Source organism: Haloarcula amylolytica, from assembly GCF_049705545.1.
Classification (GTDB): domain Archaea; phylum Halobacteriota; class Halobacteria; order Halobacteriales; family Haloarculaceae; genus Haloarcula; species Haloarcula amylolytica_B.
Genome location: NZ_JBNAMU010000001.1, coordinates 2,966,172 through 2,992,813 on the forward strand (window position 1 = coordinate 2,966,172; position 26,642 = coordinate 2,992,813).

The 26,642-nt window shown below is 63.0% G+C and carries 29 protein-coding genes; 18 read left to right on the forward strand and 11 right to left on the reverse strand.

The genetic code is table 11. The annotated features are described in order from the left end of the window. Positions 1–2 precede the first annotated feature (2 nt). A complete protein-coding gene (locus ACOZ4H_RS15525) occupies positions 3–2,231 on the reverse strand; it encodes a histidine kinase N-terminal 7TM domain-containing protein (protein WP_424330124.1) in 2,229 nt (742 codons plus the stop codon). 122 nt (positions 2,232–2,353) lie between these two features. Between ACOZ4H_RS15525 and ACOZ4H_RS15530 the strand changes: the two genes are divergently transcribed. Further along, positions 2,354–3,229: a homoserine kinase gene (locus ACOZ4H_RS15530; RefSeq protein ID WP_424330125.1), complete on the forward strand. Its 876-nt coding sequence runs from the start codon at positions 2,354–2,356 to the stop codon at positions 3,227–3,229. 103 nt (positions 3,230–3,332) lie between these two features. Here the strand turns inward: ACOZ4H_RS15530 and ACOZ4H_RS15535 are convergent, their stop codons facing one another. Both ACOZ4H_RS15535 and ACOZ4H_RS15540 read right to left on the reverse strand, forming a co-directional pair. Then, the gene (locus ACOZ4H_RS15535; RefSeq protein WP_424330381.1) at positions 3,333–5,774 is read right to left on the reverse strand and encodes a BGTF surface domain-containing protein; all 2,442 of its coding nucleotides are present in this window, start codon (positions 5,772–5,774) and stop codon (positions 3,333–3,335) included. A 312-nt stretch (positions 5,775–6,086) separates the two neighbouring features. Then, entirely contained in the window at positions 6,087–6,539 is a 453-nt protein-coding gene (locus ACOZ4H_RS15540; RefSeq protein ID WP_424330126.1) for a peroxiredoxin, read from the reverse strand. A 105-nt stretch (positions 6,540–6,644) separates the two neighbouring features. On the opposite strand from ACOZ4H_RS15540, the gene ACOZ4H_RS15545 reads away from it, so the two are divergent. From ACOZ4H_RS15545 to ACOZ4H_RS15585, 9 genes are all read left to right on the forward strand, one after another. Further along, a complete protein-coding gene (locus tag ACOZ4H_RS15545; protein WP_424330127.1) occupies positions 6,645–7,295 on the forward strand; it encodes an adenylate kinase in 651 nt (216 codons plus the stop codon). An 87-nt stretch (positions 7,296–7,382) separates the two neighbouring features. After that, positions 7,383–8,273, forward strand: a complete 891-nt coding sequence (locus tag ACOZ4H_RS15550; protein WP_424330128.1) for a DUF106 domain-containing protein — start codon at positions 7,383–7,385, stop codon at positions 8,271–8,273. A gap of 45 nt (positions 8,274–8,318) precedes the next feature. Further along, positions 8,319–8,897 carry a (d)CMP kinase gene (gene cmk, locus ACOZ4H_RS15555; RefSeq protein ID WP_424330129.1) on the forward strand — a complete coding sequence of 193 codons (579 nt, stop codon included), beginning with the start codon at positions 8,319–8,321 and terminating at the stop codon, positions 8,895–8,897. A gap of 4 nt (positions 8,898–8,901) precedes the next feature. Continuing rightward, positions 8,902–9,792 carry an RNA-guided pseudouridylation complex pseudouridine synthase subunit Cbf5 gene (locus ACOZ4H_RS15560; protein ID WP_424330130.1) on the forward strand — a complete coding sequence of 297 codons (891 nt, stop codon included), beginning with the start codon at positions 8,902–8,904 and terminating at the stop codon, positions 9,790–9,792. Between the two features lie 52 nt (positions 9,793–9,844). Then, positions 9,845–10,465 carry a hypothetical protein gene (locus ACOZ4H_RS15565; protein WP_424330131.1) on the forward strand — a complete coding sequence of 207 codons (621 nt, stop codon included), beginning with the start codon at positions 9,845–9,847 and terminating at the stop codon, positions 10,463–10,465. 44 nt (positions 10,466–10,509) lie between these two features. Continuing rightward, a complete protein-coding gene (locus ACOZ4H_RS15570) occupies positions 10,510–10,701 on the forward strand; it encodes a DUF1328 family protein (protein WP_424330132.1) in 192 nt (63 codons plus the stop codon). 75 nt (positions 10,702–10,776) lie between these two features. Beyond that, a complete protein-coding gene (locus tag ACOZ4H_RS15575) occupies positions 10,777–11,457 on the forward strand; it encodes a nucleotide exchange factor GrpE (RefSeq protein ID WP_424330133.1) in 681 nt (226 codons plus the stop codon). Positions 11,458–11,621: 164 nt separating this feature from the next. Then, the gene (dnaK, locus tag ACOZ4H_RS15580) at positions 11,622–13,526 is read left to right on the forward strand and encodes a molecular chaperone DnaK (RefSeq protein WP_424330134.1); all 1,905 of its coding nucleotides are present in this window, start codon (positions 11,622–11,624) and stop codon (positions 13,524–13,526) included. Positions 13,527–13,985: 459 nt separating this feature from the next. Continuing rightward, complete coding sequence (locus ACOZ4H_RS15585; RefSeq protein WP_424330135.1) at positions 13,986–14,303, forward strand: DUF7344 domain-containing protein; 318 nt, start codon at positions 13,986–13,988, stop codon at positions 14,301–14,303. A gap of 38 nt (positions 14,304–14,341) precedes the next feature. Here the strand turns inward: ACOZ4H_RS15585 and ACOZ4H_RS15590 are convergent, their stop codons facing one another. Next, positions 14,342–15,151, reverse strand: coding sequence for a TrmB family transcriptional regulator (locus ACOZ4H_RS15590; RefSeq protein ID WP_424330136.1), 810 nt, complete (start codon positions 15,149–15,151; stop codon positions 14,342–14,344). Between the two features lie 630 nt (positions 15,152–15,781). Here ACOZ4H_RS15590 and ACOZ4H_RS15595 point away from each other — a divergent pair. Continuing rightward, complete coding sequence (locus ACOZ4H_RS15595; RefSeq protein WP_424330137.1) at positions 15,782–16,090, forward strand: HalOD1 output domain-containing protein; 309 nt, start codon at positions 15,782–15,784, stop codon at positions 16,088–16,090. A 77-nt stretch (positions 16,091–16,167) separates the two neighbouring features. Here the strand turns inward: ACOZ4H_RS15595 and ACOZ4H_RS15600 are convergent, their stop codons facing one another. Further along, positions 16,168–16,683, reverse strand: coding sequence for a hypothetical protein (locus ACOZ4H_RS15600; RefSeq protein ID WP_424330138.1), 516 nt, complete (start codon positions 16,681–16,683; stop codon positions 16,168–16,170). 177 nt (positions 16,684–16,860) lie between these two features. Between ACOZ4H_RS15600 and ACOZ4H_RS15605 the strand changes: the two genes are divergently transcribed. Together ACOZ4H_RS15605 and dnaJ are read left to right on the forward strand one after the other, a co-directional pair. Further along, positions 16,861–17,160 (forward strand): hypothetical protein, encoded by a 300-nt coding sequence (locus ACOZ4H_RS15605; RefSeq protein WP_424330139.1) that lies wholly within the window; start codon positions 16,861–16,863, stop codon positions 17,158–17,160. A 105-nt stretch (positions 17,161–17,265) separates the two neighbouring features. Beyond that, on the forward strand, positions 17,266–18,420 hold the full coding sequence (dnaJ, locus tag ACOZ4H_RS15610; RefSeq protein ID WP_424330140.1) for a molecular chaperone DnaJ: 1,155 nt from the start codon (positions 17,266–17,268) through the stop codon (positions 18,418–18,420). Here the strand turns inward: dnaJ and ACOZ4H_RS15615 are convergent, their stop codons facing one another. After that, the gene (locus ACOZ4H_RS15615) at positions 18,421–18,726 is read right to left on the reverse strand and encodes a MazG-like family protein (protein ID WP_424330141.1); all 306 of its coding nucleotides are present in this window, start codon (positions 18,724–18,726) and stop codon (positions 18,421–18,423) included. It abuts the gene before it with no gap. A 78-nt stretch (positions 18,727–18,804) separates the two neighbouring features. Here ACOZ4H_RS15615 and ACOZ4H_RS15620 point away from each other — a divergent pair, with 78 nt between their 5' ends. Continuing rightward, complete coding sequence (locus ACOZ4H_RS15620; protein WP_424330382.1) at positions 18,805–19,554, forward strand: hypothetical protein; 750 nt, start codon at positions 18,805–18,807, stop codon at positions 19,552–19,554. 383 nt (positions 19,555–19,937) lie between these two features. Next, positions 19,938–20,123: a DUF7333 family protein gene (locus ACOZ4H_RS15625; protein WP_424330142.1), complete on the forward strand. Its 186-nt coding sequence runs from the start codon at positions 19,938–19,940 to the stop codon at positions 20,121–20,123. 227 nt (positions 20,124–20,350) lie between these two features. Here the strand turns inward: ACOZ4H_RS15625 and ACOZ4H_RS15630 are convergent, their stop codons facing one another. Then, the gene (locus ACOZ4H_RS15630) at positions 20,351–21,100 is read right to left on the reverse strand and encodes a hypothetical protein (RefSeq protein WP_424330143.1); all 750 of its coding nucleotides are present in this window, start codon (positions 21,098–21,100) and stop codon (positions 20,351–20,353) included. Between the two features lie 128 nt (positions 21,101–21,228). Between ACOZ4H_RS15630 and ACOZ4H_RS15635 the strand changes: the two genes are divergently transcribed. Beyond that, entirely contained in the window at positions 21,229–21,888 is a 660-nt protein-coding gene (locus tag ACOZ4H_RS15635; RefSeq protein ID WP_424330144.1) for a halocyanin domain-containing protein, read from the forward strand. A gap of 15 nt (positions 21,889–21,903) precedes the next feature. Here the strand turns inward: ACOZ4H_RS15635 and ACOZ4H_RS15640 are convergent, their stop codons facing one another. Beyond that, entirely contained in the window at positions 21,904–22,434 is a 531-nt protein-coding gene (locus ACOZ4H_RS15640) for a type II toxin-antitoxin system RatA family toxin (protein WP_424330145.1), read from the reverse strand. Positions 22,435–22,576: 142 nt separating this feature from the next. Here ACOZ4H_RS15640 and ACOZ4H_RS15645 point away from each other — a divergent pair, with 142 nt between their 5' ends. Both ACOZ4H_RS15645 and ACOZ4H_RS15650 read left to right on the forward strand, forming a co-directional pair. Then, the gene (locus tag ACOZ4H_RS15645; RefSeq protein WP_424330146.1) at positions 22,577–22,852 is read left to right on the forward strand and encodes a MarR family transcriptional regulator; all 276 of its coding nucleotides are present in this window, start codon (positions 22,577–22,579) and stop codon (positions 22,850–22,852) included. Between the two features lie 100 nt (positions 22,853–22,952). Then, positions 22,953–24,026, forward strand: a complete 1,074-nt coding sequence (locus tag ACOZ4H_RS15650) for a tubulin/FtsZ family protein (protein ID WP_424330147.1) — start codon at positions 22,953–22,955, stop codon at positions 24,024–24,026. A 126-nt stretch (positions 24,027–24,152) separates the two neighbouring features. On the opposite strand, the gene ACOZ4H_RS15655 is transcribed toward ACOZ4H_RS15650, so the two are convergent. The 3 genes from ACOZ4H_RS15655 to ACOZ4H_RS15665 all read right to left on the reverse strand — a co-directional run bounded on the left by ACOZ4H_RS15655 (position 24,153) and on the right by ACOZ4H_RS15665 (position 26,377). Then, positions 24,153–25,496 carry an alkaline phosphatase family protein gene (locus ACOZ4H_RS15655; RefSeq protein WP_424330148.1) on the reverse strand — a complete coding sequence of 448 codons (1,344 nt, stop codon included), beginning with the start codon at positions 25,494–25,496 and terminating at the stop codon, positions 24,153–24,155. An 87-nt stretch (positions 25,497–25,583) separates the two neighbouring features. Beyond that, complete coding sequence (locus tag ACOZ4H_RS15660; RefSeq protein ID WP_424330149.1) at positions 25,584–25,709, reverse strand: hypothetical protein; 126 nt, start codon at positions 25,707–25,709, stop codon at positions 25,584–25,586. 134 nt (positions 25,710–25,843) lie between these two features. Then, positions 25,844–26,377, reverse strand: coding sequence for an inorganic diphosphatase (locus ACOZ4H_RS15665; RefSeq protein WP_004593839.1), 534 nt, complete (start codon positions 26,375–26,377; stop codon positions 25,844–25,846). Between the last annotated feature and the right edge of the window lie 265 nt (positions 26,378–26,642).

Genomic DNA, 26,642 nt, shown 5'->3' on the forward strand with positions numbered 1-26,642 from the left:
TATCAGCGGTTGTGGGATTTAGTTTGCGCTTCGGTCGCCGCCGTCGCGTTGTCGCCAGACTGGAGGTCGTCCTCTGTCTCGCCGGATGTCACCGCCTGCTGGAATTCGAGAACAGCGACCGTCCCGGTCGGGTGATTGTCTTCGAACCAGAGCGTCCCGCTGTACAGCTCCATCATGACCGAGACGAAGTAGAGGCCGAAGCCGCCGGCGGTCTGGTCGGGCGAGAGGTCGCGTTCGAACACCGTCGTCTTCAGCTCGTCGCTCATGCCAGGGCCGTCGTCGGCGATGCGGACCTGCAGCCAGTCGCTGGCCTGCTGGACCGACACAGTCACCTTCGGGGTGTCGGCGTTGTTGTGGTCGACCGCGTTCCGGAGAATGCTCAGGAGGACTTCTTCGAGCAGTTCGTTCGCCTGCACGCTGTAATCACCGTCCAGTTCGCAGGAGACCGATACCGCGTCGTATTCGACCCGGAGCGACTCGATTGAGCGACGGAGCGTCGTGTTGAGATCGACGGTGTCCAACCGCTCGGCTTCGCTCGCCGTCACCGTGTTGTTGATGTCGCGTATCGTCTCGCTCATCTCCGTGAGCTTCCCGCACCAGTCGCTGATGCTGTCGAGGTGCCGCTGTTTCCGCGGCGGTACCTCGTCTCTGATGTGCTCCGCGCGGCCGCGGATGACGACCATCGCGTTGTGCAGCGAGTGCCTGAGGACGCCGTTGAAGAACGCTATCTGCTCGCGGCGTCGTTTGACCGAACTGCGGCTCTGGCGGAGTTCGCGCTCGCGTTCGACCTGATCGAGGGCCACCTGCGTCGTCTGTGCGAGAATCGCCGCGTACCGCCTGTCCTCCGTGGCGAAGGTGCTGTCGTGTGACGTAATCGCCATCAAGCCGTGGGAGCCAAGCGGCAGCATGAGGGCGTTGTCGAGGGGGGCGAGTCCGTCCCGGTCCAGCGAGACGGCCTGTATCTCACCGGTTTCGTACGTCCGCCAGAGTTTGCTCTCTGGCTCGTCCGTCGGCGAGGCATACAGCAGTTCTTCCTCGACGTGTTCCGCAATCGAGTCGCTGATGACGGCCGGTTCGAGGACGCTGTCGTCTTCGAGGAACACGCCTGCCGCGTTCTGGTCCAGGACGGCCGTCGCGAACTCGACAGCCATCTCCGCGACTGCCTCGGCGGTCTCGGCCTCGATAAACTGCTGGGTCGCGGCCTGCAGCGCCTCGAGTCGGTCCTGACGACGCTGCTGTCCGGTCACGTCCCTGAGAACGACGAGCCGACCGCGTTCCGTCCCGGACTGATCGGTGAGGCTCGTCGTCTGTGGGTTGTAGTACGTGAACGAATCCCCGAACGAGAACACCTCGCCATGCTCGATGTGGTCCGAAAGACCCGGGACGAGGTCCTCGAGCGGCTCCCCGTCAGGGTTCGGGTGATCCAATACGCTCGACGCTGCTGCGTTGCAATCAATCACGACGCAGTCGTCGTTGAGGGCAATGACCGGGTCGGGGAGATTGTCGACGAGGGTGCCACCCGACAGCGTCGTCACGGACAGCGACTCGTCCTCGAACAGTACCCAGCCGACGAACAGTACGTTCATCGAGAACGCCATCGGCGTAAAGTCGATGGCCGGGTGCGGCGTGTAGCCGAAATCGTACAGCACGGCGACAAGCATCGGGAGAATGGTTCCGATGACGATGGCCGCAGTCTGGCGGCGGTAGATGTTCTGTGACCGAAACAGGAATTCGATCAGGAGCGCGTATCCGAGCAGTAACGGGACGTACGAGACTGCAAGAGTAGTTGAGTAGGCGGCGCCACGTTGAACGGCGAACAGCGTCGCGCCGTTCTGAGTGATGGGGACAGCCGTTGCCTCAACGAAGCGTCCCCGGCCGACAAGCAGTAGCAGCACGTCTGCGTTCGCCGCAAGCAAAAGCGGGGCGAGACGCGACGGTCGGAGCCACGAGCGTCGGCCGGTGTAGACAAGCACGAAAACGACCCAGATCCCGATTAGCTGCGCCGAAGTGGTTCGTGCCAGCACATACACCGTTTCTGCGACGTCAGGGCCGGTGGCGACGACCTGTCCGAGAGAGATAGCGCACCAGCACCCCCCGGCCAGCGCGAGCCAGCCGTACTGGCGTGCGCCGGGGGCATCCTGATGTCGGGTGGCGACAACCGCAACTGCGAAACCGATGAGCGCCCCACCCGCGTTCCCGAGGATGGCGACTGTGGCGATGTCGACATCCATATCGATACCTACTCCAACGTCAGGTTTCCCCGTATTATGCCTTTGGGCCGGGTTCTCAGTACTGCGAAAGCTCCCGGTGTCGGTTCGCTACCTTTTTGCCTACACTGCTGAAATTCGCAGGCATGCTGACAGTCCGGGCGCCGGCTACCAGTGCGAACCTCGGGAGCGGCTTCGACGTGTTCGGCGTCGCACTGGAGCGTCCGGCCGACGTCGTCCGCCTGGAGAAGGCCGACCGGGTCACTATCGAAATGACCGGCGCTGGCAGCCAGTACATCCCGGAGGACCCCGACAAAAACACCGTCGGCGCGGTTGCCGAGGCGCTCGATGCGCCGGCCCACATTCAGATAGACAAGGGTGTCCGTCCCGCGTCGGGGCTCGGCTCCTCCGCTGCCAGCGCCGCCGCGGCGGCTGTCGGGCTGAACGAACTGTACGACCGCGGCTACTCCCGCGAGGAACTGGTCCCCATCGCCGCCAAGGGCGAGGCCGTCGTCTCCGGGGACGCCCACGACGACAACGTCGCCCCCTCGATAATGGGCGGGTTCACCATCGCGACCGAGAAGGGCGTCACGCAGATCGACGCCGACATTCCCCTCGTCGCGTGTCTCCCCGACATCGTCGTTTCCACGCGGGACGCGCGCAACGTCGTCCCCGAGACCGCCCGTGTCGATCAGATGGTAGAGACGGTTGGCAACGCCGCGTCGCTGACGACGGGGATGCACCGCGACGACCCCGAACTCGTCGGCCGAGGGATGCACGATACCGTCGTGACGCCGGCCCGCGCGAAACTCATCGACGGCTACGAGCAGGTCCGCGAGGCCGCCCTGGCGGCCGGTGCGACTGGCGTCACTATCTCCGGGGCTGGCCCGACAGTTATCGCCGCCTGTGCCGAGGAGGACCGGCGGAAAATCGCGAGTACGATGCTCGACGCCTTCGGCGAGCGCGGCGTCGATGCCCGCGTGTACCAGACCCGAATCGGCGGCGGTGCGGAGATCTTCTGAATGTCCGTGGTTGACTCTCGCGCCGCCGGTCACTCGTCGAATTTCTGTGGCACTAACGTATCGCTTTGCTGTAAAAAAGAACGGTACAGCGAGCGGAGCGGGGTTACCCGTCGCGGCGGACAGCAAGGAGCGCTACGGTAGCGAGCGCAACAAGGGCGATGACCGCCGTGAATCCGGGACCGGAGGCAGGGGTTGTTCCGTGTTCCGTCGGCTCGTCGGTGGTCGCCATCGTGGTTGGTTCCTCGGTCGACACCGGCGTTGATTCGTCACCCCGGCCCGTCACCGTCGGCTGTTCCGTCGTTTCTTCGGTCGGTTCCGCTGTCGTCACCCCGGAGTTCGCGCTCGCGTTCGCGGACCTGGTGGTACTGTTCGCGGTGTCCGCTGTGACGATACGACCGCTCTCGTCGTTTCCGAGTTCGTCGCCGTCCACGTCGAGTATCTGTGCCGTGAAGTTCGTGCCGGCGGCGTACTCGCTCAGATCTGCCGTCGCGGTGACGGTTCCGTTCGGCGAGACGGTCCCCTCGGGACGGCGGATGAACGGGTTCGCGTCGCTCTCGGAACTGAGACGGATCTTGAGTGCCGATCCGGGTGCAGCCGTTGTCGTCCCGGTCACTGGCTGGTCAGCGGCGGGCTGAACGGACACGGGTCCCGCGGTCGTGTCGAGTGTCGCGTCGCGCGCAACGAGCGTGTAATTGACCGTCGCTCCGTCGTCGGCGTCACTCACTCCGGTAGTATCCGAGACGGCGAATTCTGTCGTGATTGCGTCGTCGCTGCGTTCGCGTATCGAGGCTCCGCTCTGATAGTCCGCGTTGTCGAGTTCGACTGCGACGAAGTACGTGTCGTTGTCGGGGTCGTCGACAACGACCGCGTTACTATCGTTGAGCTGTAGCGGGTCCTCGTCGGCGTTCGCGCCCACGTTCGTCCGATTAGCCCAGAGATTGAGCGCACCACCGTCTCCGGTAGCCTGGAGGAACGCGGCTGTGGTGTCGCTCGCGTCCTCGACATCCGTCCGGTAGTCGAGTGCCCCTTCGATACCGGAGACGGCGATTCGGTGGACGACGACGTCGCCGTTTGCGATCTCGTTCGCTTGCGTGAGGTTCGAACCGACACGGTCGTAGATATCGGTGCCCTCGTCCGCGAGGTCGGCGTCCTTCGGGGCGACCCAACTTTCGATGCGCTCGGTGGAACGGGGTTCGAGGCGAAGCGTCCCGACAGCGTCGGGATCGTCACTCTTGCTCGTCCCCACGGTGACGCTCGTGTCGTAGCTAGCCGCGTCCAGCGCCTCGACTGTCAGATCGCTCCGCGCGAACGACCCGCTCTCGCTGACACCGCTAATTTCGTCATCACCGGAGGCACCGAGAACGTCGCTCGCGGCGATGGTTCCGTTCCCGCTGTTCGGAACGCCGGCCAGGTAGCTGTTGAATTCGACGGTGACCTCGCCGTCGCCGTCGTCGTCGGTGATCTGGCCCTCGATAGCGTAGTTGTCCTCGCTCTCGTCACCGATGACGACGTAGGCGTCGTCGGTGTTCTTGAGATGGTACGTGATGCTGACTACGTCACCGCGCTCGTCTGAGACGACACGCTCCTCGAAGCTCACGTCGCCGTCTCGGGCTTCGGAGACGTTAATATCCGCCGAGGTGGCCGTGACGCCGGTCTGGTTGTCCGTGACTGCAACGGTGTACGGCGCGTTGTCGGCAGTACGGCTCCCGAAGTCGAACTCGATGGCCTCGGTGCCGTCGAGCGTCTTGACCGCGGAGCCGACCTCGTCGCCGTCGCTGTTTGACAGTGTCGCAGTTGCCGCGGTACCGCCTCGAATGGCCGTCACTTCGGCGGTGATATCGTCTTCATCGGTGATGTCGGTGTCCGCCTCGACGGTGAGGTCGAGGTCATTGACCCGGAAGCCGGCCGTGTCGGAGCCGGCGGTGACATCGTAGCGCTGGCCCGCGTCGAGGTCGTCGGTGTCGAAGAGGTAGACCTCGCTGTTGTCGGCGTAACTGCTGGCGAGAACGACGGCCCCGTCGCCGTCCTCGACCAGGATGTCGGTGTCGGCATCAGCGTCCGTGTCCTCAACGGCGAGGTCCCCACCCTGGTAGACGTTCACATCTGATTGGCTACCCGACACGGGCGTTATCGTCTGTGAAGTGACATCGATATCCACTGCAGTGATGGAACCGCCGCCGAAGTCGGTGAGTTTCACCGTCAGGTTCCGGTTCGGCGTCACATCTCTCGAGAGGTCGATTTCGACACGTCCGCTGGTGCCGTCCTCGTCAATGCCGGCAACCAGCGTGTCGGTCACCTCGTTCCCGTCGAGGTAGACTTCGAGTTCGCCGGTCCCGTCGAGTCCGTCCGTTACGGTGTCGTTCAGTGCTAGTTCGACTGTACTTCCGTCATCGGCGGCGGAGTATTCTACGGCCTGTTCGACGCTCACGTTACCCGCGGCGGCCGCACCACCGGAGAAGGCGACGGTCCCAGCGAACACAGAGGCCACCACCAGCGCGGTGAGGAACAGGTTGCGGAGTTTATTTGACGTTCCTGTACCCGACAACGTGGTCTCGATTGAGAGTAGCGACGCCCCACGTTCGCAACGCGCGTTCGTAGCGTACTCCCATTGAGTCGACTTGTTCGAACTGTCGGCATTACGAAGCATGCATTTTAGGCAAGCCTAAACTGCGATAAATAGATTCCGTATTTTAGGCTAGCCAAAAAATGTGATATTTATACTACCGGATAGCCCACCATTATTTTAGGCCGGCCTAATAAATTTAGGCGTTCCGGTTCAGGTGCGTCAAAACAGAAGGGCCGTCGCGTATCATCTCGTCAGTACGCCGGGATTGGCTCTCTGGTAGTCAACAGCCGCCTATCCGCCCTGCACGTACTCGTTGCGAACGTCACGCAGCACTTCCTTGGCGTGGCCCTCGGGGTCCGAGAGATCCGGGTCGTAGACGGACTTCACTTCGCCGTCGGCCAGCACGAACGTCCGGCGGGCCGTCCGGCCGCCGCTCGTGTCCAGACCGAACGCTTCGGCGACGGTCCCGTCAGGGTCGGCCAGCAGGTCGTACAGCAGGCCTTCCTCCTCTGCGAACTCCTCGTGGGTCGCCACGTCGTCCATCGAGACGCCGTAGACGGTGATACCGCCCTCGCGGAACTGCGGGAGGTGTTCCTGGAAGTCGCGGGCTTCGATGGTACAGCCGCCGGTGAAGTCCTCGGGGTAAAAATACACGACGGTGGGCTCCTCGAAGTCGGGCGAGACGGTTTCACCGAACTGGTTCTGTGCGCTGATGTCGGGGGCTGGCGCTCCGGGTTCGAGCATGACTCCGTGTTGGCCCGGCACGCCTACACGCCTTTGGGTGGCGGCAGCGCGACCCGCCGGCAGGATTTGGACAACCATTTAACGGACCCCTGGGAAACCCTGCCTATGTCGAATCCGCGAATCCTGATTCTCGGGCCGCCGGGAGCCGGTAAAGGAACTCAGAGCGCCAACCTCGCCGAGGAGTACGGCGTCGAACACGTCACGACGGGCGACGCGCTCCGGGCGAACAAGGACATGGACATCAGCGACATGGACACCGAGTACGACACGCCCCGCGAGTACATGGAAGCGGGCGACCTCGTTCCGGACGCGGTCGTCAACGCCATCGTCGAGGAGGCGCTTTCCCAGGCCGATGGGTTCGTGCTCGACGGCTACCCGCGCAATCTCGACCAGGCCGAGGAACTCGAAGGGATGACAGACCTCGATGTGATCCTCTCGCTGGACGTCTCCCGCGAGGAACTGGTCGACCGGCTCACGGGACGGCGGGTCTGTGACGACTGCGGAACGAACTACCACGTCGAGTTCAACCAGCCCGAAGATGAGGGCGTCTGTGACGAGTGCGGCGGCGAACTCATCCAGCGCGACGACGACAACGAGGAGTCCGTCCGCAACCGACTGGACGTGTTCGACGACAACACCGCGCCGGTCATCGACCACTACGAGGACCACGACGGCTTCGTCGCCATCGACGGCGAGCAGACGCCCGACGGGGTCTGGAACGACATCCGGGACGCCGTCGACGCGCAGACAGCCTGAAGCCGGCCGGGACCGCCGTTCGAGGCCGATGCCGGCGAGACAGCCAGAGTAAAACGTTGATATGCCGTCGCACCTCAAGCACACACAATGGCACGTACCGCGCCGAAGGTAGAACGACTCGCCGAAGACGGCGAGGCAATGACCGACGCGCTCTCGACGGTGCTCGCTGCGGCCGAAGAGAACGGGACCGTCACTTGGAGCGACGTGAGCGACGACCTCACGAGCGGCGAATGGGGCCGACTCATCGAGTCCGGCCTGCTCATCGACGCCGACGGCGAGGGCTTCGTCATCGACGACCCCGAGGGCGTCCGCGAGGCGCTCGAAGAGTCCGACGCGGCCCCGAGCGACGGTGACGAGGACAGCGGCTGGTCGAAGTGGGACAAGCTCGCCGGCCTCGGGACGCTCGGCCTGTTCGCCGGCTACTCCATGACCTCCGTCCGCGACGTCATCGCGGGCGGGTTCATCGACATCTTCCTCGGGCCGCTCAACGACATGCTGCCGTTCTACGTCGTTATCCTGGTACTGGCGATCATCACCGGGACTACCTCGACGATTCTGCAGGACAACCTCATGGATATGTCGGGGATGGGCGACCACCAGGAGAAGATGGAGGACCTGAAAGAACGCCGCAAAGCCGCAAAGGAACGCGACGACCAGGAGGCACTGGACCGGCTCGAAGAGGAGCAGATGGAGCTGATGACCGACCAGATGGGCATGTTCAAACAGCAGTTCCGCCCGATGGTGTGGATCATGCTGGTCAACATCCCGCTGTTCCTCTGGCTCTACTGGATCGTCTTCGGAGCCGGCGTCGACGCGAGTCCGGTGATTACGCTCCCCATCTTCGGTAAGGTCGAAGCGTGGAGCAACAGCGTCGCCGGCCCGATTCAGGCCTGGATTGTCTGGTACTTCCTGTGCTCGCTATCGTTCACCCAGATCATCCGGAAGGCGCTCAACGTCGAGACGACGCCGACCGGGTAGGCGCGAAGAGACAGCCCTTTCTATCGGGGCCCCCCGAACACCTCTATGTTGATTACCGTCTCCGGCCCGGCCGGCAGCGGCAAGAGCACACTTGCCAAGAGCCTGGCCGACGCCCTGAACTACGAGCACGTCAGCGGCGGCGATATCTTCCGCTCGCTGGCCGAAGAACGCGGGATGACACCGCTCGAACTGAACAAAGCCGCCGAGGAGGACGACCAGATCGACCGCGATCTGGACCGCCGGCTCCGGGACATCGCCGCCGAGCGCGACGACCTCGTGTTGGAGTCCCGTCTTGCCGGCTGGATGGCGGGCGAGTACGCCGACATGAAACTGTGGCTGACCGCGCCGCTCGACGTGCGCGCCGACCGCATCGCGACGCGGGAGAACAAGCCCTTCGAGCAGGCCAAGACAGAGACGCGTGAACGCGGTGACAGCGAGGCCCAGCGCTACAGCGACTACTACGACATCGATTTCGACGACCTCTCTATCTACGACCTGTCGGTCAACACCGCCCGCTGGGACCCACAGGGCGTTCTGAGCGTCACCCTGCACGCCGTCGAGTCCTACAGTCCCGATGGCGACGAGGGGAAGGCACCGGTCGAGAACATCCGGTACGAGTTCTGAGCAGATGACGCTCCGTGCCCCGCCCGACGAACGGGATCTCGATTCGCTTCGCTCTTTCGGCGTCGTCAACCTCGACAAGCCGCCGGGACCCTCGGCCCACCAGGTCGCGGCCTGGATTCGGGACGCCACCGGCCAGGACCGGGTCGCTCACGGCGGGACCCTCGATCCGAAGGTGACCGGCTGTCTCCCCGTGTTGCTCGGCGACGCCGCCCGGATGGCGCAAGTGTTCGACGACGCCGTCAAGGAGTACGTCACAGTGCTCGAACTCCACGACCAGGCCCCGGCCGACATTGCGGACATCGTCGCCGAGTTCGAGACCGACATCTATCAGAAGCCGCCGCGGAAGAGCGCGGTCAAGCGACAACTGCGCGCCCGACGGATTCACTCGCTGGACATCCTCGAACAAGGGGACCGTAGACTGCTGCTGCGGGTCCGGTGCGCTTCGGGCACGTACATCCGGAAACTGTGTCACGACATCGGGCTGGCGGCGGGGACCGGCGCACACATGGGCGACCTCCGCCGGACGGCGACCGGCACCTTCGACGATGCGTCGCTTTCGACGATGCACGACCTCGTCGACGCGCTGGCGTTCGCCGAGGAGGGTGACGAGTCGCGGGTGCGCGAGATCATCCAGCCGGCCGAGCGCGCGCTGGGCCACCTGCCGCGGGTCACGATTGCACCGAGTGCGGCCCGCGAAGTCGCTGAGGGCGCGCCGGTGTATGCGCCGGGCGTTATCGGAGCCGGGCCGGCCGAAGTGGGCGAAGCGACGCCCGAGATAGATTCCCAAGTCGTCTGTGTCACACCCGACGGCACTGCGGTCTGTCTGGGGACGCTCGTCGGCGACCTGGACGCCGAGCGCGGCCTCGTTGTCGAACTCGACCGCGTGTTAGTTTGAGTCGGACCGTAACCGCGCGAAAAGCTAAGTTGATTTCCTGCATATTGCTAGCATGGACCGGTGGGTCGACCCAGACGAGGCCGATCCGGCGCAGTGGCGTGGAACGGGGCCGCACGACGACCTGCGTCGGGGCGGGGAGACGGTCTCGGTACTCGAACGCGCGAGCCGGACGCCGCTACCGTATCAGTACGAGATCGATATCCACCACACCGACGGCGTCGCTGAGCAGTTCCGATCCAGCGAGTACGAACACGCACGTATCGTCTACAACAGCGGCGTGGACGCAAAACGCCGAATCAAGCTCCTTACTCGCGGTGTGCTATGGGGCGGCGACGAGACACATCAGCGGTTCCAGGCGCAGTACCGTCGCTCGCCACCCCCCACCGAAAGCGTGCCGTTCGGGGAGTACACCGTCTGGAGCCGGTACCAGTACGGGACCATCGAGCGAACAGACGACGGACTAACCTTCACCGCGAGCGAGGAGAACCCGGACGAATCACTCCGGGAGCTCGATTGGGCGGCGCTTTTCGACCCGGTCCGGGAGCGGCTCGCGGAGCTGGAACTGGTTCGGAACCCGCCCTTTGCGAAGTACCGACTAGAGGAACTCGGGGAATGGGGGGCCTATCGAACACGGTTCCAGTACGACCCCGGCGCGTTCGCCATCGGCCCCTGATTAGTGGATCTATAATAAACCGGGATGAGGCGGTACACAACGACATGAACCACCTACTAACTGCGGTCCCGCTCCAGCCCGGTGGCGGATTCCTCGAACTGGCGCTGCTGTTTCTCGTCCTCGCTGTCGTCGGCGGACTGGCCGGCCTGGGGGGCGTGGCGGGGCTCAGCATGCGAATCGCGAAGATACTCGTCGTCGTGTTCCTCGTCCTGATGGTCGTCAGCTTCCTCCTGTGACGCCGATTTCGGTGGGCAGTGTCATCGCCGCACCGTTTCTGAATCCTTTTATCCACGTGACGACTTCTATCGGGTATGACCGAGCAGGACGCAACCGACGACACGGCCGCGACGGAGGAGTCGACCGCGAGCGAGGCGCAAGCGGACGGCGACGCGGGTTTCGAGGACGCGCCCGAGGATGTCTCCGCAGATGAGGTTGACCTGGGCGAGTTCGACGTCGACGACGACCTGGTCGACCGGGTCGCCGAATCGGACCCCGATGACATCGCTCGGGAACTCTCCGCGCTGCGGACACGCGTTGACAGTCTCGAGTCGCAGGTCGAACAACAGGACGACGACATCGAAGAACTGGAGTCGAAGCTCAAGCGCAAGCAGGCGGAGTTCCAGAACTACAAGAAGCGGATGGACAAGCGCCGGGAACAGGAGCAAAAGCGCGCAACCGAGGACCTCGTGACGCGCCTGCTCGACGTCCGGGACAATCTGGAGCGGGCGCTCGAACAGGACGAGGATACGGATATCAGGGGCGGGGTCGAGTCCACCCTCCGCCAGCTCGACGACGTGCTGGACGCCGAGAACGTCGAGGTTATCGACCCCGAGCCGGGCGGAGACGTCGTCCCGACACAGCATCAGGTGCTCGCCCGCGTCGACAGCGACCAGCCGGACGGAGCCATCGCTGACGTCCACCGTCCGGGCTACGAGATGGCCGACAAAGTGTTGCGAGAGGCACAGGTGACCGTCAGCGAGAGCGAGGAGTAGCGGGCAACCCGGCGGTATAGCGGTCGTATTGCGGTACATTAAATAATCACCGGTCAGGGAACGCAACTGGGTATGAAACCGCCCGGAGGAGGGGTTGTTGACCGTTTTTCTAATCAGTACATCTAGCAACTTTTAACCGGCCCAATCCGCTATGAGCGGGTAAGATGGCGAGCAACAAGATTCTGGGTATCGACCTCGGGACCACGAACAGCGCGTTCGCGGTCATGGAAGGTGGCGACCCCGAAATCATTGTCAACGGCGAAGGCGAGCGGACGACACCCTCTGTCGTCGCGTTCGACGACGGCGAGCGGCTTGTCGGGAAACCGGCGAAGAATCAGGCCGTAAAGAACCCCGATCAGACCATCCAGTCGATCAAGCGCCACATGGGCGAAGACGACTACACGGTGGAACTGGACGGGGAGGAGTACACGCCCGAGCAGGTCTCGGCGATGATCCTCCAGAAGATCAAACACGACGCCGAGGAGTACCTCGGCGACGAGATCGAAAAGGCCGTTATCACGGTCCCGGCGTACTTCAACGACCGACAGCGCCAGGCGACCAAGGACGCCGGCGAGATCGCCGGCTTCGAGGTCGAGCGCATCGTCAACGAGCCGACCGCGGCCGCGATGGCCTACGGGCTCGACGACGAATCCGACCAGACCGTCCTCGTGTACGACCTGGGCGGGGGGACCTTCGACGTGTCCATCCTCGACCTGGGCGGGGGCGTCTACGAGGTCGTCGCGACCAACGGGGACAACGACCTCGGTGGGGACGACTGGGACCACGCCATCATCGACTACCTCGCCGACGAGTTCGAGGCCGAACACGGCATCGACCTCCGCGACGACCGGCAGGCCCTCCAGCGGCTGACCGAGGCCGCCGAGGAAGCCAAGATCGAACTCTCCTCGCGCAAGGAGACCCGCATCAACCTCCCGTTCATCGCGACCACGGACGACGGGCCGCTTGACCTCGAACAGAAGATCACGCGCGCGAAGTTCGAATCGCTCACCGAGGACCTCATCGAGCGAACCGTCGGGCCGACGGAGCAAGCGCTTGCTGACGCGGACTACACCAAGAGCGACATCGACGAGGTCATCCTCGTCGGCGGCTCGACGCGGATGCCCCAGGTGCAGGACCAGGTCGAGGAGATGACCGGGCAGGAGCCGAAGAAGAACGTCAACCCCGACGAGGCCGTCGCGCTGGGCGCGGCCATCCAGGCCGGCGTCCTCTCGGGCGACGTGGACGACATCGTCCTGCTCGACGTGACGCCGCTGTCGCTGGGTGTCGAGGTCAAGGGCGGCCTGTTCGAGCGACTCATCGAAAAGAACACGACTATTCCGACCGAGGAGTCGAAGATCTTCACGACCGCCCAGGACAACCAGACGCAGGTCCAGATCCGCGTCTTCCAGGGCGAGCGTGAGATCGCCGAGGAGAACGAACTGCTCGGCGCGTTCGCGCTCTCCGGCATCCCGCCGGCCCCCGCGGGCACGCCCCAGATCGAGGTGTCGTTCAACATCGACGAGAACGGCATCGTCAACGTCGAAGCCGAGGACAAGGGCTCGGGCAACAAGGAGGACATCACCATCGAGGGCGGTGCCGGCCTCTCCGACGACCAGATCGAGGAGATGCAACAGGAGGCCGAACAGCACGCCGAAGAGGACGAACAGCGCCGGGAACGCATCGAGGCGCGCAACGAGGCCGAAGCCTCCGTCCGCCGTGCCGAGACGCTCCTCGACGAAAACGAGGAGGAGATCGACGAGGACCTCCAGTCCGACATCGAGGCGAAGATCGAGGACGTCGAGGAAGTCCTCGAAGACGAGGACGCTACGAAGGAGGACTACGAGGAAGTCACCGAGACCCTGAGCGAGGAACTGCAGGAGATCGGCAAGCAGATGTACCAAGAGCAGGCCCAGCAGGCCGCCGGCGGCGCTGCGGGCGCTGGTCCGGGCGGCGCAGCCGGTCCCGGCGGAGCTGCCGGGCCAGGTGGCGCAGCAGGCGGCGCGGCCGAGCAGGGCGAGGAGTACGTCGACGCCGACTTCGAGGACGTCGACGACGAGGACGAGGACTAGCAGGACGAGGCCGAGTCGTCGGCTCGGAAGATGAGCGAAGCGATATCTTCCGGTGTTTCGAGACGTTCGCTCCGCTCACGTCTCGAAGGCGACGAAAAAAAGAATAAGTCGTTTTCACCACCCTGTCAGACGTGATCTGACGGACTCTCACAGAGCGAGCGGCACGAATTTTTAACCGGACAAGAGTACTGAAGCCGAGTCCACAGGCCTGCGGAGTGGTGTCGGGTTCGCGAAGTGGTCGAATTGGGTCAGAAATATTATCAATTCAGTGCATGGCTGATATCCATCATGTTGAGGTGATCATCGCTAACAGTGGGTACATCGCTGTTCCGATGCTGATACAGCTATATTCGAAGCATTAGTAGATGTATCCTCGCATTAGTTACTCTGATAATCAAAACAGTCAGTGATAATGAAAATAGTGCATATATATCAGATAGACGGGCGTATGGCCGCGCAGTGAGCAATCAGGAGCGAATCCAGCCACAGTGTCTGAGCGCCCAACTCGACGCGGTGCGACACGAGGACCGCCGTCAGATACTATTCGCGTTACGTGACGCGGAGCGGTGGCGGCCATCCGTCTCGGAGTTTGACGGCGGTCGGACACCAGTGGGAGAGCCGGCGATCCCGGCGGCCCTCTATCACCGGCATCTCCCGAAGTTGGCGGAGATGGGGCTCATCGAATGGGATCGGGAAACCCACTGGGTAACGCGTGGCTCGGAGTACGAGCGGGTCCGACCGCTACTCGCGTTCCTCTCCGAGAATTACTGCGAGTGAAAAATGGGAGCGACGAAAACCCCGAACTGGGTTGTTCGCTAATCCTGTTCTATTGGTGTCATTTCGACAACGCCCTGCGAGAGGAGGCGGCGCGCGATGACGATGAGTCCGTTTCTGAGTCCGGTCGCGAAGATGGCCTGTTCGTCGCCCGTCGGCGGGTCGATTGAACTGACCAGCAACGCCGACCGGTCGACGAGCAGGAGTCGCCCGACGGCGGCGTCCTCCTCGGGCGTCATCTCACCGTGGAGCCAGTCCAGTTCCGACAGGAACGTGGTAGCGCGTGGGATTTCCTGTTCCACACGGTCCCGTATCGAAGCGGACCCGGTCCCGACGATGAGGTCGGTGTCCGTATCGAGCGAATTGAGTTGCTCGATCAGCGGCTCAGTGAGGACCGCGTCGGAACCGATGACGAGGACCACTTCGTCAGTGGCCTCCTCGATGATTGCCGCGGCACGGTTCTCGATAGCGTCGGACCCGGAAAGCGACCAGACCTCCTGTAGCTCGGCCTCGTCGTCGTCGGATTCGATGCCTCCCATCTCGCGCAGTGCGGACTGGAGGCGTTCGACGCGCTCTTCGTACTGGTCGCGGAGCGTTTCGGTGGCCTCGGAGAGCGGGACAGCCCGGAACTGCTGGGGGCTCGAATGCTGGACCTCGACCAGCCCCTTCGCTTCGAGAATCCGGACGGCGTCGTAGACGCGCGTTCTCGGGACCTCTGTCACTTCACTCAGTCCCTTCGCTGTGCCGCTGGACATCCGAGAGAGTCCGACAAACCACTTCGCCTCATACTCTTTCAAGCCCAACTCCTGGAGTAAACTAACCGCCTCTTCGTGTGTTGCATCAGATGTCATGTGTCCCAACCTTCATCTCGGTGGAAACCGAGGATATGTGGAGAGATGACGCCCACAGGTAAAAGACGTTGTTACTGTCACACTGTCGGCTCTCGTCTCAGTGAGCGTTGCTCGGCGAACGGTCGGTGGCGCATTGTGACAGAACGGGCCTCCAGCGGTTGTAATCGACGATCTGTACCGAAGTTATTTCAACACTACACCTTCGTTTACTCAATTAATCACACAACTGTTATACATGGGTCCGGACTATGAGTAGTTGGCACGCAGCACTCTATGTGTCCCAACCACATCTGCTGCGTGCTACTTTCACAAAACCGTGTCTAGAGACGGAAATAGCGCGTCTCGGCCGCAATCTCATCGAAGACCGTTGCTGTCAAATGCACCACAACAGTACGTTACTGACCGTGTTTCGGCTGCAATATCACTTCTCGGGCTGAACTGTTTACCTGAAAAGGCAAGTGTATTAGACAGTTAGTGTGTCAATATGCTTTTATAATTTTAGATCATTACTGGGTGTCGTCGGTCTTTCACCGGAATTTACTCGGATATCAGATAGTCATTTTGTAGATCATAATGCTAACTAATAAATTGACAGTAGGATTAATATGGTAGATAGACATATTTTTACTAATGAGTGGGTCCGACAAGCGGCCCGGGCGGCCATCCGACGGCTCAGACATCCTCCACGCGGAGTTCGACTGGGAAGTCGCCTCACCGTCGGTGGCCGTCGTTCAGACGGTCGCAACCGCGGCCGACCGGGAGGCAATAGAGCTATCGCCGCTCATCGAGACGCTCGATCCGGACGCACTCGACGAACTGATTATGCATGCGTCAGGCCCGGACAGCGCCGTATCGCTCTCGTTTCGGCTGGGCGATTACGCGGTGACCGTGACCGGAACCGGTGACGTGTATGTCCGCACCAAGCACGTCCATTCGTGACCGGCCACGGGGCAGCAGTGCCGCCGTCGCCAGCCGGCTACCGGAGGCGGTCCGGCGGGAGCCTTGCTACCTAACAGTCAGCCGGTCGCATTACCGAGCCTGACAGTGCCGAGCGTCGTCGTCCGCTCGCCCGGTGCACCGAGCGGGCGTCCGGTCCAGCGGACCGCGACGGTGTCGGCGCTGTCGAGGAAGAAGCCGACTGAGACATCGCCGTCGAGATAGCTACCGTCATCGTCCGAATCCACGCCCGGGTCGTCAAGGACGATTGTATCGCCAGACTCGACGGGTAGCTGGTCCGCCTCGGCCCACGTCAGCGTGGTCGAGCGGTTCCGGTCGGCGTCGGTGACGACGAGCTCCAGCGCGTGCGTGCTGGTTTCCGTGAGTCTGTCCCCGCCGGCGTGGGTAAGCGTGACCGTCCCTGTCTCGGCGTCGAACTCGCCGTCGATGGTGACCGACGGGGCCGATGTCCGCAGGTCCGCGCCGGGACCGACGACGAGCGCGACCAGTCCGGCGACGGCCAGCGCCGCGAGTCCCCAGACGGCGACCCGCTCGACCGTGACGAGACCTCGACCACGCGACGACTCAGGACTCATTGCCCGAACTCTCCCGCGGGACGGAAATAAGCGCCCCGGTACGGTCCGGACGCCGGCGTAGCTGGCCCGTGTCGCTGTCTTCCCACGAGCAGCGAGACTGTCACGGTCGTCGCCCGCGGTTCCGGCTGTTCGAATTGGCACCGTTCTATTTGTACGCCGAGTGAGAGTATCCGTCTGATGCCCCCCGTCGTCTCCGAAATTGTGTTCAGCGAGCCGTCCGGCCGACCGCAGACACTCGTCCAGTTCTCCGGCGCACTCGTCTTTCTCAGTCTCTACGCGTACGCCTGGAGCGTCGGCGACGCCGCTTCGAGTGGCTGGCTGCTCGGAATGGCGGTCGGGGCCGCCCTGTCCGGCGTTGCCGAAGCGCTCCCGAAACGGCACCGACGGGGAGCCGGTGTCCTCCGTGTCGCGGCGATTCTCGTATTCGGGACCGTGCTCGCTGCCACCGTCTTCGTCCCGGAACTCGGTATCGTGTGACGTCTGTCCGCGTGATTCCGGTATCAAACTGTTCGAGACAGCGGTACCGGTGGTCGGGAACCCGTTCTTTTGAAGTGTCTCAATCGTCTACCCATCCTACAACGAATGAGTCAGGATTTCTACGAGATACTGGGTGTCTCTCGGGACGCCTCCGAAGACGAGATCAAGGAGGCCTATCGAGAGAAAGCCCGGGAATACCACCCGGACGTGAGCGACGACCCCGACGCCGAGGAGAAGTTCAAGAAAGCCAAGAAAGCCAAGGAGGTCCTTACCGACGAGGAGAAGCGCCAGATGTACGACCAGATGGGCCACGAGCGCTTCGAGCAGGCCGAGAAGCGCGGCGGCGCTGGCGGTGGCGGCGGCCGCGGCGGGATGGGCGGGGACCCGTTCGGCGGCGGCGCTGGTGGCTTCGATATGCAGGACATCTTCGACCAGTTCTTCGGCGGCGGTGGCCGCGGCGGGCGCGGTGGCAGCCGCCGGCGACAAGGGCAGGACCTCCAGACGCGACTGGAGATCGACCTCGAAGAGGCGTACAACGGCGCGACGAAGCAACTGAACGTCACCAGACCTGAAACCTGTGACGACTGTGACGGGGCCGGGCATCCGCCGGGGGCCGACTCTCAGACCTGTCCAGAGTGTAACGGCCAGGGCCAGACGACGCAGGTCCAGCAGACGCCGATGGGGCGCGTCCAGCAGAGGACGACCTGTCGCCGATGTGACGGCGAGGGGACGCTGTACGACGAGACGTGTTCGACCTGTCGGGGCAACGGCGTCGTCCAGAACGACGCGAGCCTCGAAGTCGAAATACCGGCCGGAATCGCCAACGGGCAGACGCTCCGGATGGAGCGAGAGGGCGCGCCCGGGGAGAACGGCGGCCCGAACGGCGACCTGCTCATCGAGGTGAGCGTCCGCGACCACCCGGACTTCGAGCGCGACGGCGACGACCTGCAACACCAGCAGGCCATCTCGTTCCCGCAGGCCGTCTTCGGTGACACCATCACCGTCCCGACGCTGGACGGCGAAGTCGAAGTCGACGTGCCCAGCGGGACCCAGAGCGGCGAGGTGTTCCGGCTGGAGGGGAAAGGAATGCCCCGCCTTCGCCGCCGCGGCCGGGGTGACCTCTACGTACAGGTACAGGTCGTCACGCCCGACAGCCTCAACGCCGAACAGAAGGAGGCCCTCGAACAGTTCGCGGAGGCCGGCGGCGAAGAGGTCGATGTCGAGGAAGGCTTCTTCGAGAAACTGAAGAACTCGCTGTAGTCAGTCGCCGCTCGCCGGCGTCCCGTCTGAGCCAGACTGTCCTTCATACTTGGCAAGCGCCGCCGAGAGCGCAGCATCGGCGTTGACATCGAGCTGTTCACACAGCGCGAGCAGTGCGAACAGGGCGTCGCCGAGTTCGTCCTCCCGTATCGACAGCGCCGTCGAGTCGGTGCCGTAGCCGGTCGTTTCATTGACTTCGGCCGCGATGTCGCCGAGTTCAGCCACCACATCGAGCAGCCGGTAGGCGGGCGGCGTGTCGATGTCGTTGTGCCTGAGTACGTCGGCAACTTGTTGCTGTCTTTTCATTTCTAGAGCGTGGGGGAGGCCACCTACATCGGCTTTGTGGCCGCGCTGTTTTTCATCACCGGGACCGAACGACGGCACATGCAGGTACTCGGTGATCTCGTCGCGCAGGCGCGCAATCGCGACGGCGTGCTCTTTCGTTCGCCGGAGCGGTCGACGCCGTACAGTTACTCCGACTTCGCCACGAACGCCTGGAAAGGCGGGAATCTGCTGCGACACTACGGTGTCCGGCACGGGACGCGGGTCGCCGTCGTCGTCGGTCCGAAAGAGCCGACGGACGAGGACCGACCGGGCTACCTTCGGGACGCCCCGGACGCACTGCTTGCCTTCCTCGCAGCGGCGCTCGACGGCGCGGTCGTGGATATGGACCCGCCGAATGCGGTCGATGCGACGGCGCTTATCGCGCCAGCGGCCTGGCTCGACCGCTACACGCAGGGGCCAGGGACGAAGGGGTTGGCATACGGCGGCCCGGTCGAGGACCCCACCATCGCCCAGTTCGAGCGGGAGTTGTGGAGCGAAAACCCGCTCCAGCCACCGGGCGAAGTTTCGCCCGAGGACGACGTGTTGGCGGCCGACAGAACGTACACGCACGGCGAACTCATGGCCGAAAGCGGCCGCGTCGTCGCCGATTACGACATCGACGCGGAGACGACCGTCGCGCTCCGGGCACCGATGACGACAGCGGGCGCGGTCGTCGCCGGACTGCTTGCGCCAATGCGGGCCGGCGCGACAGTGGTGTTCGGCGGCGACGAGATTGCGGATATCGCCGTTGCCGATGGGGATGCGCCCGAAGAAACCGTTGTTCGGCCGGACGACGCGACACCGTCGTAGCGTCTGTCAAACGTCCGTTACGGAGGCGTTTAGCGAGTCGCGCGGTACTCGCCGTGTGTGACGCCGATGGGAAGCGTGATCAGAACACGAGTAGGCCAACCATGCTCGTCAAAATAGTGCCTATAGGCATCGACCCATGAACGTTCTGACGGCGAGGACACCGAAGCGAACAGTACAGACGACCGCCGTTTTGCGTTCGTCGAAGGGACGTCTAATCTGGTGAAACGGTGTCTCAATCCCTGGGAGAGCTGTTTTTGGCATCATGAATAGAGAGGGACTATCCAGCACTTGGTCGCTGTTGGTTTCATACTAGCACCGACCAATGGGTTCGGCAGTTGCTCTGCTTTCTTAAAGAATTTATCTGTCCGGCTACAAGCAGACGTATGGATTTTGACTTCGTGACCGCAGTAGCCCCACTCGTCGCAATTGTCGCCGTCGCGACGGTCGCGCTCACATCTATGATGGGTCGCTCGACGGTGTTCATGATGGTGCTGCCCTCGATGATCGTATTCTCGGTCATTGCGTTCTTCTTCGGAATGAAACACGGTGAGTTCCGCGCCAGTCCGTAGCAGTCCATCTCGGTCCAAAGGTCCGCGAGGTCAAGGCACCACTACCCTGAATTGTTCCGATTCCGGGTGCACTCGGTGACCGGTACGTGCTCTGTGTCGACTGATTTAGATCTGCGTGAAAACTCTCCTGTCAGGTGACTCTGTTTCACCGTGTCCGGTAAGTGCCTTGTCGGATTCAATACTGGTCTGTCACTGGAGCCAGGGTCGTCTAAACGTTGGCCTTGCGGTCACTCCGTCGGTCGAACGAGGTCCGCAAGCGTCACCAGCAGGCCGAGCACCCACCCCAGCGGGATGGAGATACCGAGCCAGATGATGACGTAGGCGATGCCTTCCCGGTCGAAGTTCTGGATGAAGAACTCGGCGGCACCGACAGTAGCCAGCACCTCATAGAGGAACCACCGGGACAGCGAATCGCTTGCTGGAATGACGACCGAGGCGACCGTCGTCGAGTACAGCGCCGCGACGACCGGCGGCAGGAAGATAGCCGTCATGGCGAACGGGTACGCCAGTGCGACCGTCGTTCCGCGACCACCGACCCGTCGGAAGGTGACGGCGAGTGCGGCCGACAGCGTCGCAACCCCGCCGGCGACAGCGACAGCGGTGAACCCACCCGACACCAGGTCGATACTCCCCGGTTCGAACCGCGCGAGAGCCGCCAGGCCGCCCCAGACGAGCACAGAGAGTAGAACGACGCCGACAACGCCCAGACGGGTCGCCGTGCCGTCGATACGACGGGTCTGGTACCGCAGGACGACGCCACACAGCACCAGTGGATAGACCAGCGCGATGACTGGCACCCCGATCGCAGACCAGAGGCGGTAGAGGGCCATTCCGACCGAGGAGTCCGGTGTCCACGTCCCGAGGACGGTGTTGTCAGCGTTTCGCTGGCGTGGATACACGATTTCCATCCACGTTTCGTGTAAGCGGTTGAGGTCGATGCGGATCCCGCCGACGACCCCGTGGCTTCCGGTAGACATACCGGTGGTTTCGTTCTACCGGCGTTAAATGTTTCACGGCACCGGGGACTGGTGCGCTGTCGCCGCACGGACGACTGCCTCTATTCGAAACCGACATATTCAGGACGGGGAGTCCCAAACGGTCAGGTATGACAGACGGTAGAGCGGACGTGTCCCGTCGGGGCTTCTTACGGACAGCGGCCGGAGCCACGGCTGTGTCGGCCGCTGCAGGCACCGCGACCGCACAGGAAGGCACCGAAGGTGGCGGCGGCGGGCCGCCGGATTTCGGCGGGTTCCTCGACCAGGTCGGGAACTATGACGGCTCAGTCGCTGATGCGACCGGACAGGACACGGCGACGGTGGAGGTCGGCGTGCAGGCCAACGGCGGGGCCTTCGGCTTCGGCCCGCCCGCGATTCACGTCGACAACGGCGCGACCGTCCAGTTCGAGTGGACGGGCAACGGCGGCGGCCACAACGTCGTCTCGGACGGTGACGGGCCGCTGGACTCGGGCAGCCCAGTCTCTAGCGCCGGCGTCAACTACGAGTACACCTTCGAGGAAGACGGCATCTACCCCTACGTCTGCGTGCCACACGAAGGACTCGGGATGAAGGGGGCCGTTGTCGTCGGAACGGACTACCCGACGAAATCCACCGGCGGCGGCGGTGGCGGCGGCGGAAGCTCCGGCCCGCCGGAAGTGCCAAACAGCGCGAAAACGCTCGGCGTGGCAACCTCGTTCGTGATGGTCGCGACGCTCGGACTCGCGTACTTCTTCATCCGGTACGGCGGCGACTACGAGACGCCCGAGTAGCGGGTCGTCGCCCTGTTACACCGAATCCGGACCCGTGTGAATCTTCAGATCAACGTCCCGTTCCTGTCCTTCGAGGTCCTCGACGACGCGTTCGACGATTTTGGTCGCTTCCTTTCGGATGAGCGGCTTGACTTTCTCGATAACCCAGTCCATCGAGACCAAGCGTGGAAGGTCGATGGCGCTGTCCGAGGCCGACCCGGGGTCGAACGCGACGTGAAACCGCACCCGTGACGCCGTCTCCACGTCCGCCGGGACGCCGTCCGGATCAGGCTCGACCGCCCAGTACCCATCGGCGTCGATGTCTTTGACGATGCGCCAGTCGATTCGCGTCGGTGGCGACACGTCGGTCACCTCCGACCGAGCGGTGTAGGAGAGCTTCCACCACGAGAACACGAGGTCGTAGTTCGTGCCCGGCGTTCCGTCGCCGTCCTGCATCACTCGGTCGAGGTACTCCGAGTATCGTGCGTACCCCGGAAAGTCCAGCAGAAACTCGTACACCTCTTCGGGTGGAACGTACACGACCGTGCTGACCTCGACTTCGTCCACGTCTGTGACACCGGATGTACTGAAGGTAAACTTTCGGGCCTGGCACCCCATCCGTGGCCGCGTTTTTTGCCGAAAGATTTCCACAGGGCATAATCACGAACAGAAAATATTATCACTCTGTATTGGATATAGGGGAAGTACCATGAGTGCATCCGATATCCAATCCGCTGATACCGACAGCGAGCACGAGACCAGCGGGTGGGAAGCCGTTCGCGACCTCCCGCCGAGCGCGAAACTCGTCGCGAAAGTCCTGGAGTACAACGATACCCTGACCCAGAGCCAACTCGCCGAGGAGACGCTGCTGCCGCCGCGGACGGTCCGGTACGCCCTTTCCCGCCTCGAAGATGTCGGCGTCATCGACTCCCGGTTTTCGTTCGCCGACGCGCGCAAACGGATCTACACGCTCCAGGTCGAGTAACCGGCGCCCGCTTCCTGCGCCGATACCCGTTTCACTCCCCCTTGCCGCCCGTTCCAGTGTGAGGACAACGTTGATTAGTCAGCCTCACAAGACATCTGGTATGAAAGTCGTCCTGATTGGTGTCGGGCAGGCTGGCGGGAAAGTAACCCAGTCTCTTGCCCAATTCGACTACGACATGGGGTTCGACGCCGTCCGGGGTGCCCTCGCCGTCAACACGGCACGGGCCGACCTCCAGAGCCTCGATATCGATACGGCCCTCATCGGACAGGACCGCGTGAAAGGTCACGGCGTCGGCGGTGACAACGAGCTCGGTGCCCAGATTATGCAGGAGAACGCCACCGAGGTGCTCGACGAGCTCGACGGCCGCATCACGACCGAGGCCGAAGCTATCGTCGTCGTCGCCGGACTCGGCGGCGGCACCGGCTCCGGCGGCGCACCGATGCTCACCCGCGAACTCAAGCGTATCTACGAGAAGCCGGTGTACGTCCTCGGCATTCTCCCCGGCCGGGACGAGGGCGGCCTGTACCAGGCCAACGCCGGTCGCTCGCTCAAGACCGCCGCCCGCGAGGCGGACTCCCTCCTGCTCGTGGACAACGACGCCTGGCGGGGTAGCGGCGACAGCGTCGCCGCCGGCTTCGAACGCGTTAACGACGCCATCTCCCAGCGGGTCGGCCTGCTGTTTGCCTCCGGCGAGGCAGTCGAGGGAGTCGGCGAGAGTGTCGTCGACTCCTCGGAGATCATCAACACGCTCAGAGGCGGCGGCATCGCCTCCATCGGCTACGCAAGCGCCGAGGCCAGCGAGGAGGCCGGTGAGAACGTCAACACCATCACCAGCGTCACCCGGAAAGCCCTCCTTACGAGCATGAGCCTGCCTAACGCGGTCAAGGCCGACTCCGCTCTCCTCGTCGTCGCGGGCGATCCCGAACGCCTTTCGCGGAAAGGCGTCGAGCGGGCGCGCCGCTGGGTGGAAGACCAGACCGGCAGCATGGAGGTCCGGGGCGGAGACTTCCCGCTCGGGTCCGATAAGATCGCCTCGCTCATCGTCCTCTCGGGCGTCGAACGGTCCGAGCGGGTCGACGAATTCATGAACCGCGCCCGCGAGGCGGCCAGCTCTCAGGGTGGGACGACCGACCCGGACGAGTTCACGAACGACGACCTGGACGGCCTGTTTTAGGCGCTATTTTCGGCGAAAATAGCGGAGTTTCTCAACTAGGTAAGAGGCGCATACGCATTGTTGTAGCGATTAATCGCTGTGGGCCCGGGGACGGCACTATCCGGAAACGATCCGCGACAGCCCGTATCAGGCGAGACTGCTACCGTCGAACTTCGCGCGGTCGAAGTCGTGGTCGAGCAGGTCGAGAATGGTCGGCGCGATGTCGTAGAGGTCGGCGTCCTCGATGCGAACGTCCGGGTCGTCGACCATGAGCGTCGCGTTGTCGAAGCTGTGCATCCCGTTTCGCGGCCCGACGCCGAACACGTCGTCGGAGCCCTTGAAACCGGCCTTCAGGTCGAAACCGTGGTTCGGGACGACAGTGAGGTCCGGTGCGATATCGTCGTGGTCGCCGCGGTAGGCGTCTTCCTTAGTGACGACGCGGTCGGCGACCGGCTTGCCGTCCGGTCCTTCGAGCGATTCGAGTTTCTCCTTGAGGTCCGCGCGAACGGACTCGTACTCGTCCTGGGGGACGCCGCCGTTCGGTTCGCGGCCCTCCAGATTAATGTAGAAGCGGCCGGGGATGAGCGAGTAGGCTTTCGTGTCCTCGCTGATGTCGCCGAGTTCGGAATGGTCGTCGGTCGCATAGTCGAGCCACCCCTCCTGCTGGAGCCACTCGTTGAAGTGAACCTCGTAGTCGAGGGAGGTGAAGCCGTGGTCCGAGGCGACGACCATCGTCACGTCGTCGGGGAGTCGGTCGCGTAGGTCACCGAGATAGGCGTCGACCTGCTTGTAGAACTCGAAGAACGCCTCCTGGTTCTCGCCGTCGCGCTCGTAGTCCTTGAACAGGAAGTGGTTGACCCGGTCCGTGGTCATGAACACGCCGAAAAACAGGTCCCAGTCGTCCTGGTCGACGTAATGCTTGAACGCCTCATAGCGCTTTTCGAGCGTCTTGTGGGCGTCCTCGACGAAATCGCTCTTGTCGTCGTCGTGGCCGAGTTTGGCGTTGACGTCGATGCGGTAGTCGCTGTCCTGGAGATGGTCACGGAGTTCGTCCGGGTAAGCGGCCTTGTCCACGCCCGGCGAGAGAAAGCCCGACACCATCCGCTGGACGTTCCGCTGCGGGGGGAAGGTGACCGGCACGTTCAGCACCGTCGCGTTGCGGCCCTCGTCGGTGACGCGGTCCCAGAGCCGCGTCGCCTGCACGTCACGCCCCATCGGGACGTAGGTGTCGTAGGAGCCGACTTCGCGGTCCTGGAAGCCGTAGACGCCCGTTTGGCCGGGGTTAACGCCAGTCGTCAGCGCCGGCCAGCAGGCGCTGGACTCCGGTGGGACGATACTATCGATGGGGCCGGCGCTGCCCTCCGCCGCCATCTCCGTGAGGTTCGGGAACACGTCGGGGTGTTCGTCGATGAGGCTGAACGGTACGCCGTCAATGCCGAAGAAGGCAACACGCGGTGCGTCGTCTCCCTTCAATCGGTCGAATAATCCCATACGACCCGTTAGTCAGGTCAGGAACAAGAAACTTCTTTTCGCTGCCGCGTCACCGAAAGCGGCAATATCATCGTCACGGCCCGACGGTTACGACGACCGGTCCGCGTTCTCCGGAACCACGGTTAGATGTGCGATTCCGGGTGTCGACCGCCGTTCGACTCGCGGAACGACAGTCGTGTGGTCCAGCGCCGCATCGGTGTCATCAGTAGCCATACGCGTAGCGATAGCGGCTACACGGTCAAAAGATTACCCATGCTCATACATAATCGGAGACACCTGCCGGTATTACTTCGGGAAATACACCGGCGGCGGAGGAAAAATCGCGAAAGGTGGTGGACCCGGGAGCGTCAGTTGAACTCTTCGTCGTACAGTTCCTGGGCGTGGACGATGGCGTCCTTCGCGGCTTCCTTGTCCTCCCAGCCTAGCGTTTCGACTTCCTTGCCCTCTTCGAGGTTCTTGTAGGTCGAGAAGAACTCGTCAATCTCGTCGAGGGTCTGCTGTGGGATGTCGTCGAGATCCTCGATGTGGTCATAGCGCGGGTCCTCAATCGGGACTGCAATGACCTTGTCGTCTTGCTCGCCGTCGTCGTCCATCTTCATCAGGGCGACGGGACGGGCCTCGATGACACAGCCGGGGAACGTCTGGTCTTCGACGAGGACTAGCACGTCGAACGGATCCTCGTCGTCGTAGTACGACTGCGGAATGAAGCCGTAATCAGACGGGTAGTGAACGTTCGAGTGAAGGACGCGGTCGAGGACGACACCGGGGATGTCCTTCTCGTACTCGTACTTGTTACGCTCGCCTTTCAGGCACTCAACAACAGCGTAGATTTCTTCGGGGGGGTTCGGTCCAGTTTCGAGGTCTTCCCAGAGGTTCGTCATCACCGCCGACTGCGCGACGCCGTCAAAAAATCCTTTCGTAATAGCCACAGCTATTCGGTATTATGCGCTATATAACCCAATAATATCTAACTATAGATATATTCTTAGATTACACTTACTACCTGAAAACGACAATCTGAAAGCAGATTAATCGGGAACTCAATTCGCCTTAGCCCACCAAGTATAAATTTCTTTATACTATTGCGACCGCTAGTTGTGTGGTGGTTAATGCCCCACAGAAGGCGTTGTGCGCCGGAGTTAACAA

Bases quoted from the DNA above. Each gene is read 5' to 3' on its own strand.
- ACOZ4H_RS15575 (WP_424330133.1), top strand. From the start codon at position 10,777: ATGACCGAGCAGGACGCAACCGACGACACGGCCGCGACGGAGGAGTCG.
- ACOZ4H_RS15540 (WP_424330126.1), bottom strand. From the start codon at position 6,539: ATGCTCGAACCCGGAGCGCCAGCCCCCGACATCAGCGCACAGAACCAG.
- ACOZ4H_RS15545 (WP_424330127.1), top strand. From the start codon at position 6,645: ATGTCGAATCCGCGAATCCTGATTCTCGGGCCGCCGGGAGCCGGTAAA.
- ACOZ4H_RS15630 (WP_424330143.1), bottom strand. From the start codon at position 21,100: ATGTCTACCGGAAGCCACGGGGTCGTCGGCGGGATCCGCATCGACCTC.
- ACOZ4H_RS15590 (WP_424330136.1), bottom strand. From the start codon at position 15,151: ATGACATCTGATGCAACACACGAAGAGGCGGTTAGTTTACTCCAGGAG.
- ACOZ4H_RS15570 (WP_424330132.1), top strand. From the start codon at position 10,510: ATGAACCACCTACTAACTGCGGTCCCGCTCCAGCCCGGTGGCGGATTC.
- ACOZ4H_RS15530 (WP_424330125.1), top strand. From the start codon at position 2,354: ATGCTGACAGTCCGGGCGCCGGCTACCAGTGCGAACCTCGGGAGCGGC.
- ACOZ4H_RS15665 (WP_004593839.1), bottom strand. From the start codon at position 26,377: ATGACGAACCTCTGGGAAGACCTCGAAACTGGACCGAACCCCCCCGAA.
- ACOZ4H_RS15655 (WP_424330148.1), bottom strand. From the start codon at position 25,496: ATGGGATTATTCGACCGATTGAAGGGAGACGACGCACCGCGTGTTGCC.
- ACOZ4H_RS15645 (WP_424330146.1), top strand. From the start codon at position 22,577: ATGAGTGCATCCGATATCCAATCCGCTGATACCGACAGCGAGCACGAG.
- ACOZ4H_RS15650 (WP_424330147.1), top strand. From the start codon at position 22,953: ATGAAAGTCGTCCTGATTGGTGTCGGGCAGGCTGGCGGGAAAGTAACC.
- cmk (WP_424330129.1), top strand. From the start codon at position 8,319: ATGTTGATTACCGTCTCCGGCCCGGCCGGCAGCGGCAAGAGCACACTT.
- ACOZ4H_RS15595 (WP_424330137.1), top strand. From the start codon at position 15,782: ATGAGTGGGTCCGACAAGCGGCCCGGGCGGCCATCCGACGGCTCAGAC.
- ACOZ4H_RS15620 (WP_424330382.1), top strand. From the start codon at position 18,805: ATGCAGGTACTCGGTGATCTCGTCGCGCAGGCGCGCAATCGCGACGGC.
- ACOZ4H_RS15660 (WP_424330149.1), bottom strand. From the start codon at position 25,709: ATGGCTACTGATGACACCGATGCGGCGCTGGACCACACGACTGTCGTT.
- ACOZ4H_RS15635 (WP_424330144.1), top strand. From the start codon at position 21,229: ATGACAGACGGTAGAGCGGACGTGTCCCGTCGGGGCTTCTTACGGACA.
- dnaJ (WP_424330140.1), top strand. From the start codon at position 17,266: ATGAGTCAGGATTTCTACGAGATACTGGGTGTCTCTCGGGACGCCTCC.
- ACOZ4H_RS15565 (WP_424330131.1), top strand. From the start codon at position 9,845: ATGGACCGGTGGGTCGACCCAGACGAGGCCGATCCGGCGCAGTGGCGT.
- ACOZ4H_RS15560 (WP_424330130.1), top strand. From the start codon at position 8,902: ATGACGCTCCGTGCCCCGCCCGACGAACGGGATCTCGATTCGCTTCGC.
- ACOZ4H_RS15605 (WP_424330139.1), top strand. From the start codon at position 16,861: ATGCCCCCCGTCGTCTCCGAAATTGTGTTCAGCGAGCCGTCCGGCCGA.
- dnaK (WP_424330134.1), top strand. From the start codon at position 11,622: ATGGCGAGCAACAAGATTCTGGGTATCGACCTCGGGACCACGAACAGC.
- ACOZ4H_RS15625 (WP_424330142.1), top strand. From the start codon at position 19,938: ATGGATTTTGACTTCGTGACCGCAGTAGCCCCACTCGTCGCAATTGTC.
- ACOZ4H_RS15525 (WP_424330124.1), bottom strand. From the start codon at position 2,231: ATGGATGTCGACATCGCCACAGTCGCCATCCTCGGGAACGCGGGTGGG.
- ACOZ4H_RS15600 (WP_424330138.1), bottom strand. From the start codon at position 16,683: ATGAGTCCTGAGTCGTCGCGTGGTCGAGGTCTCGTCACGGTCGAGCGG.
- ACOZ4H_RS15615 (WP_424330141.1), bottom strand. From the start codon at position 18,726: ATGAAAAGACAGCAACAAGTTGCCGACGTACTCAGGCACAACGACATC.
- ACOZ4H_RS15550 (WP_424330128.1), top strand. From the start codon at position 7,383: ATGGCACGTACCGCGCCGAAGGTAGAACGACTCGCCGAAGACGGCGAG.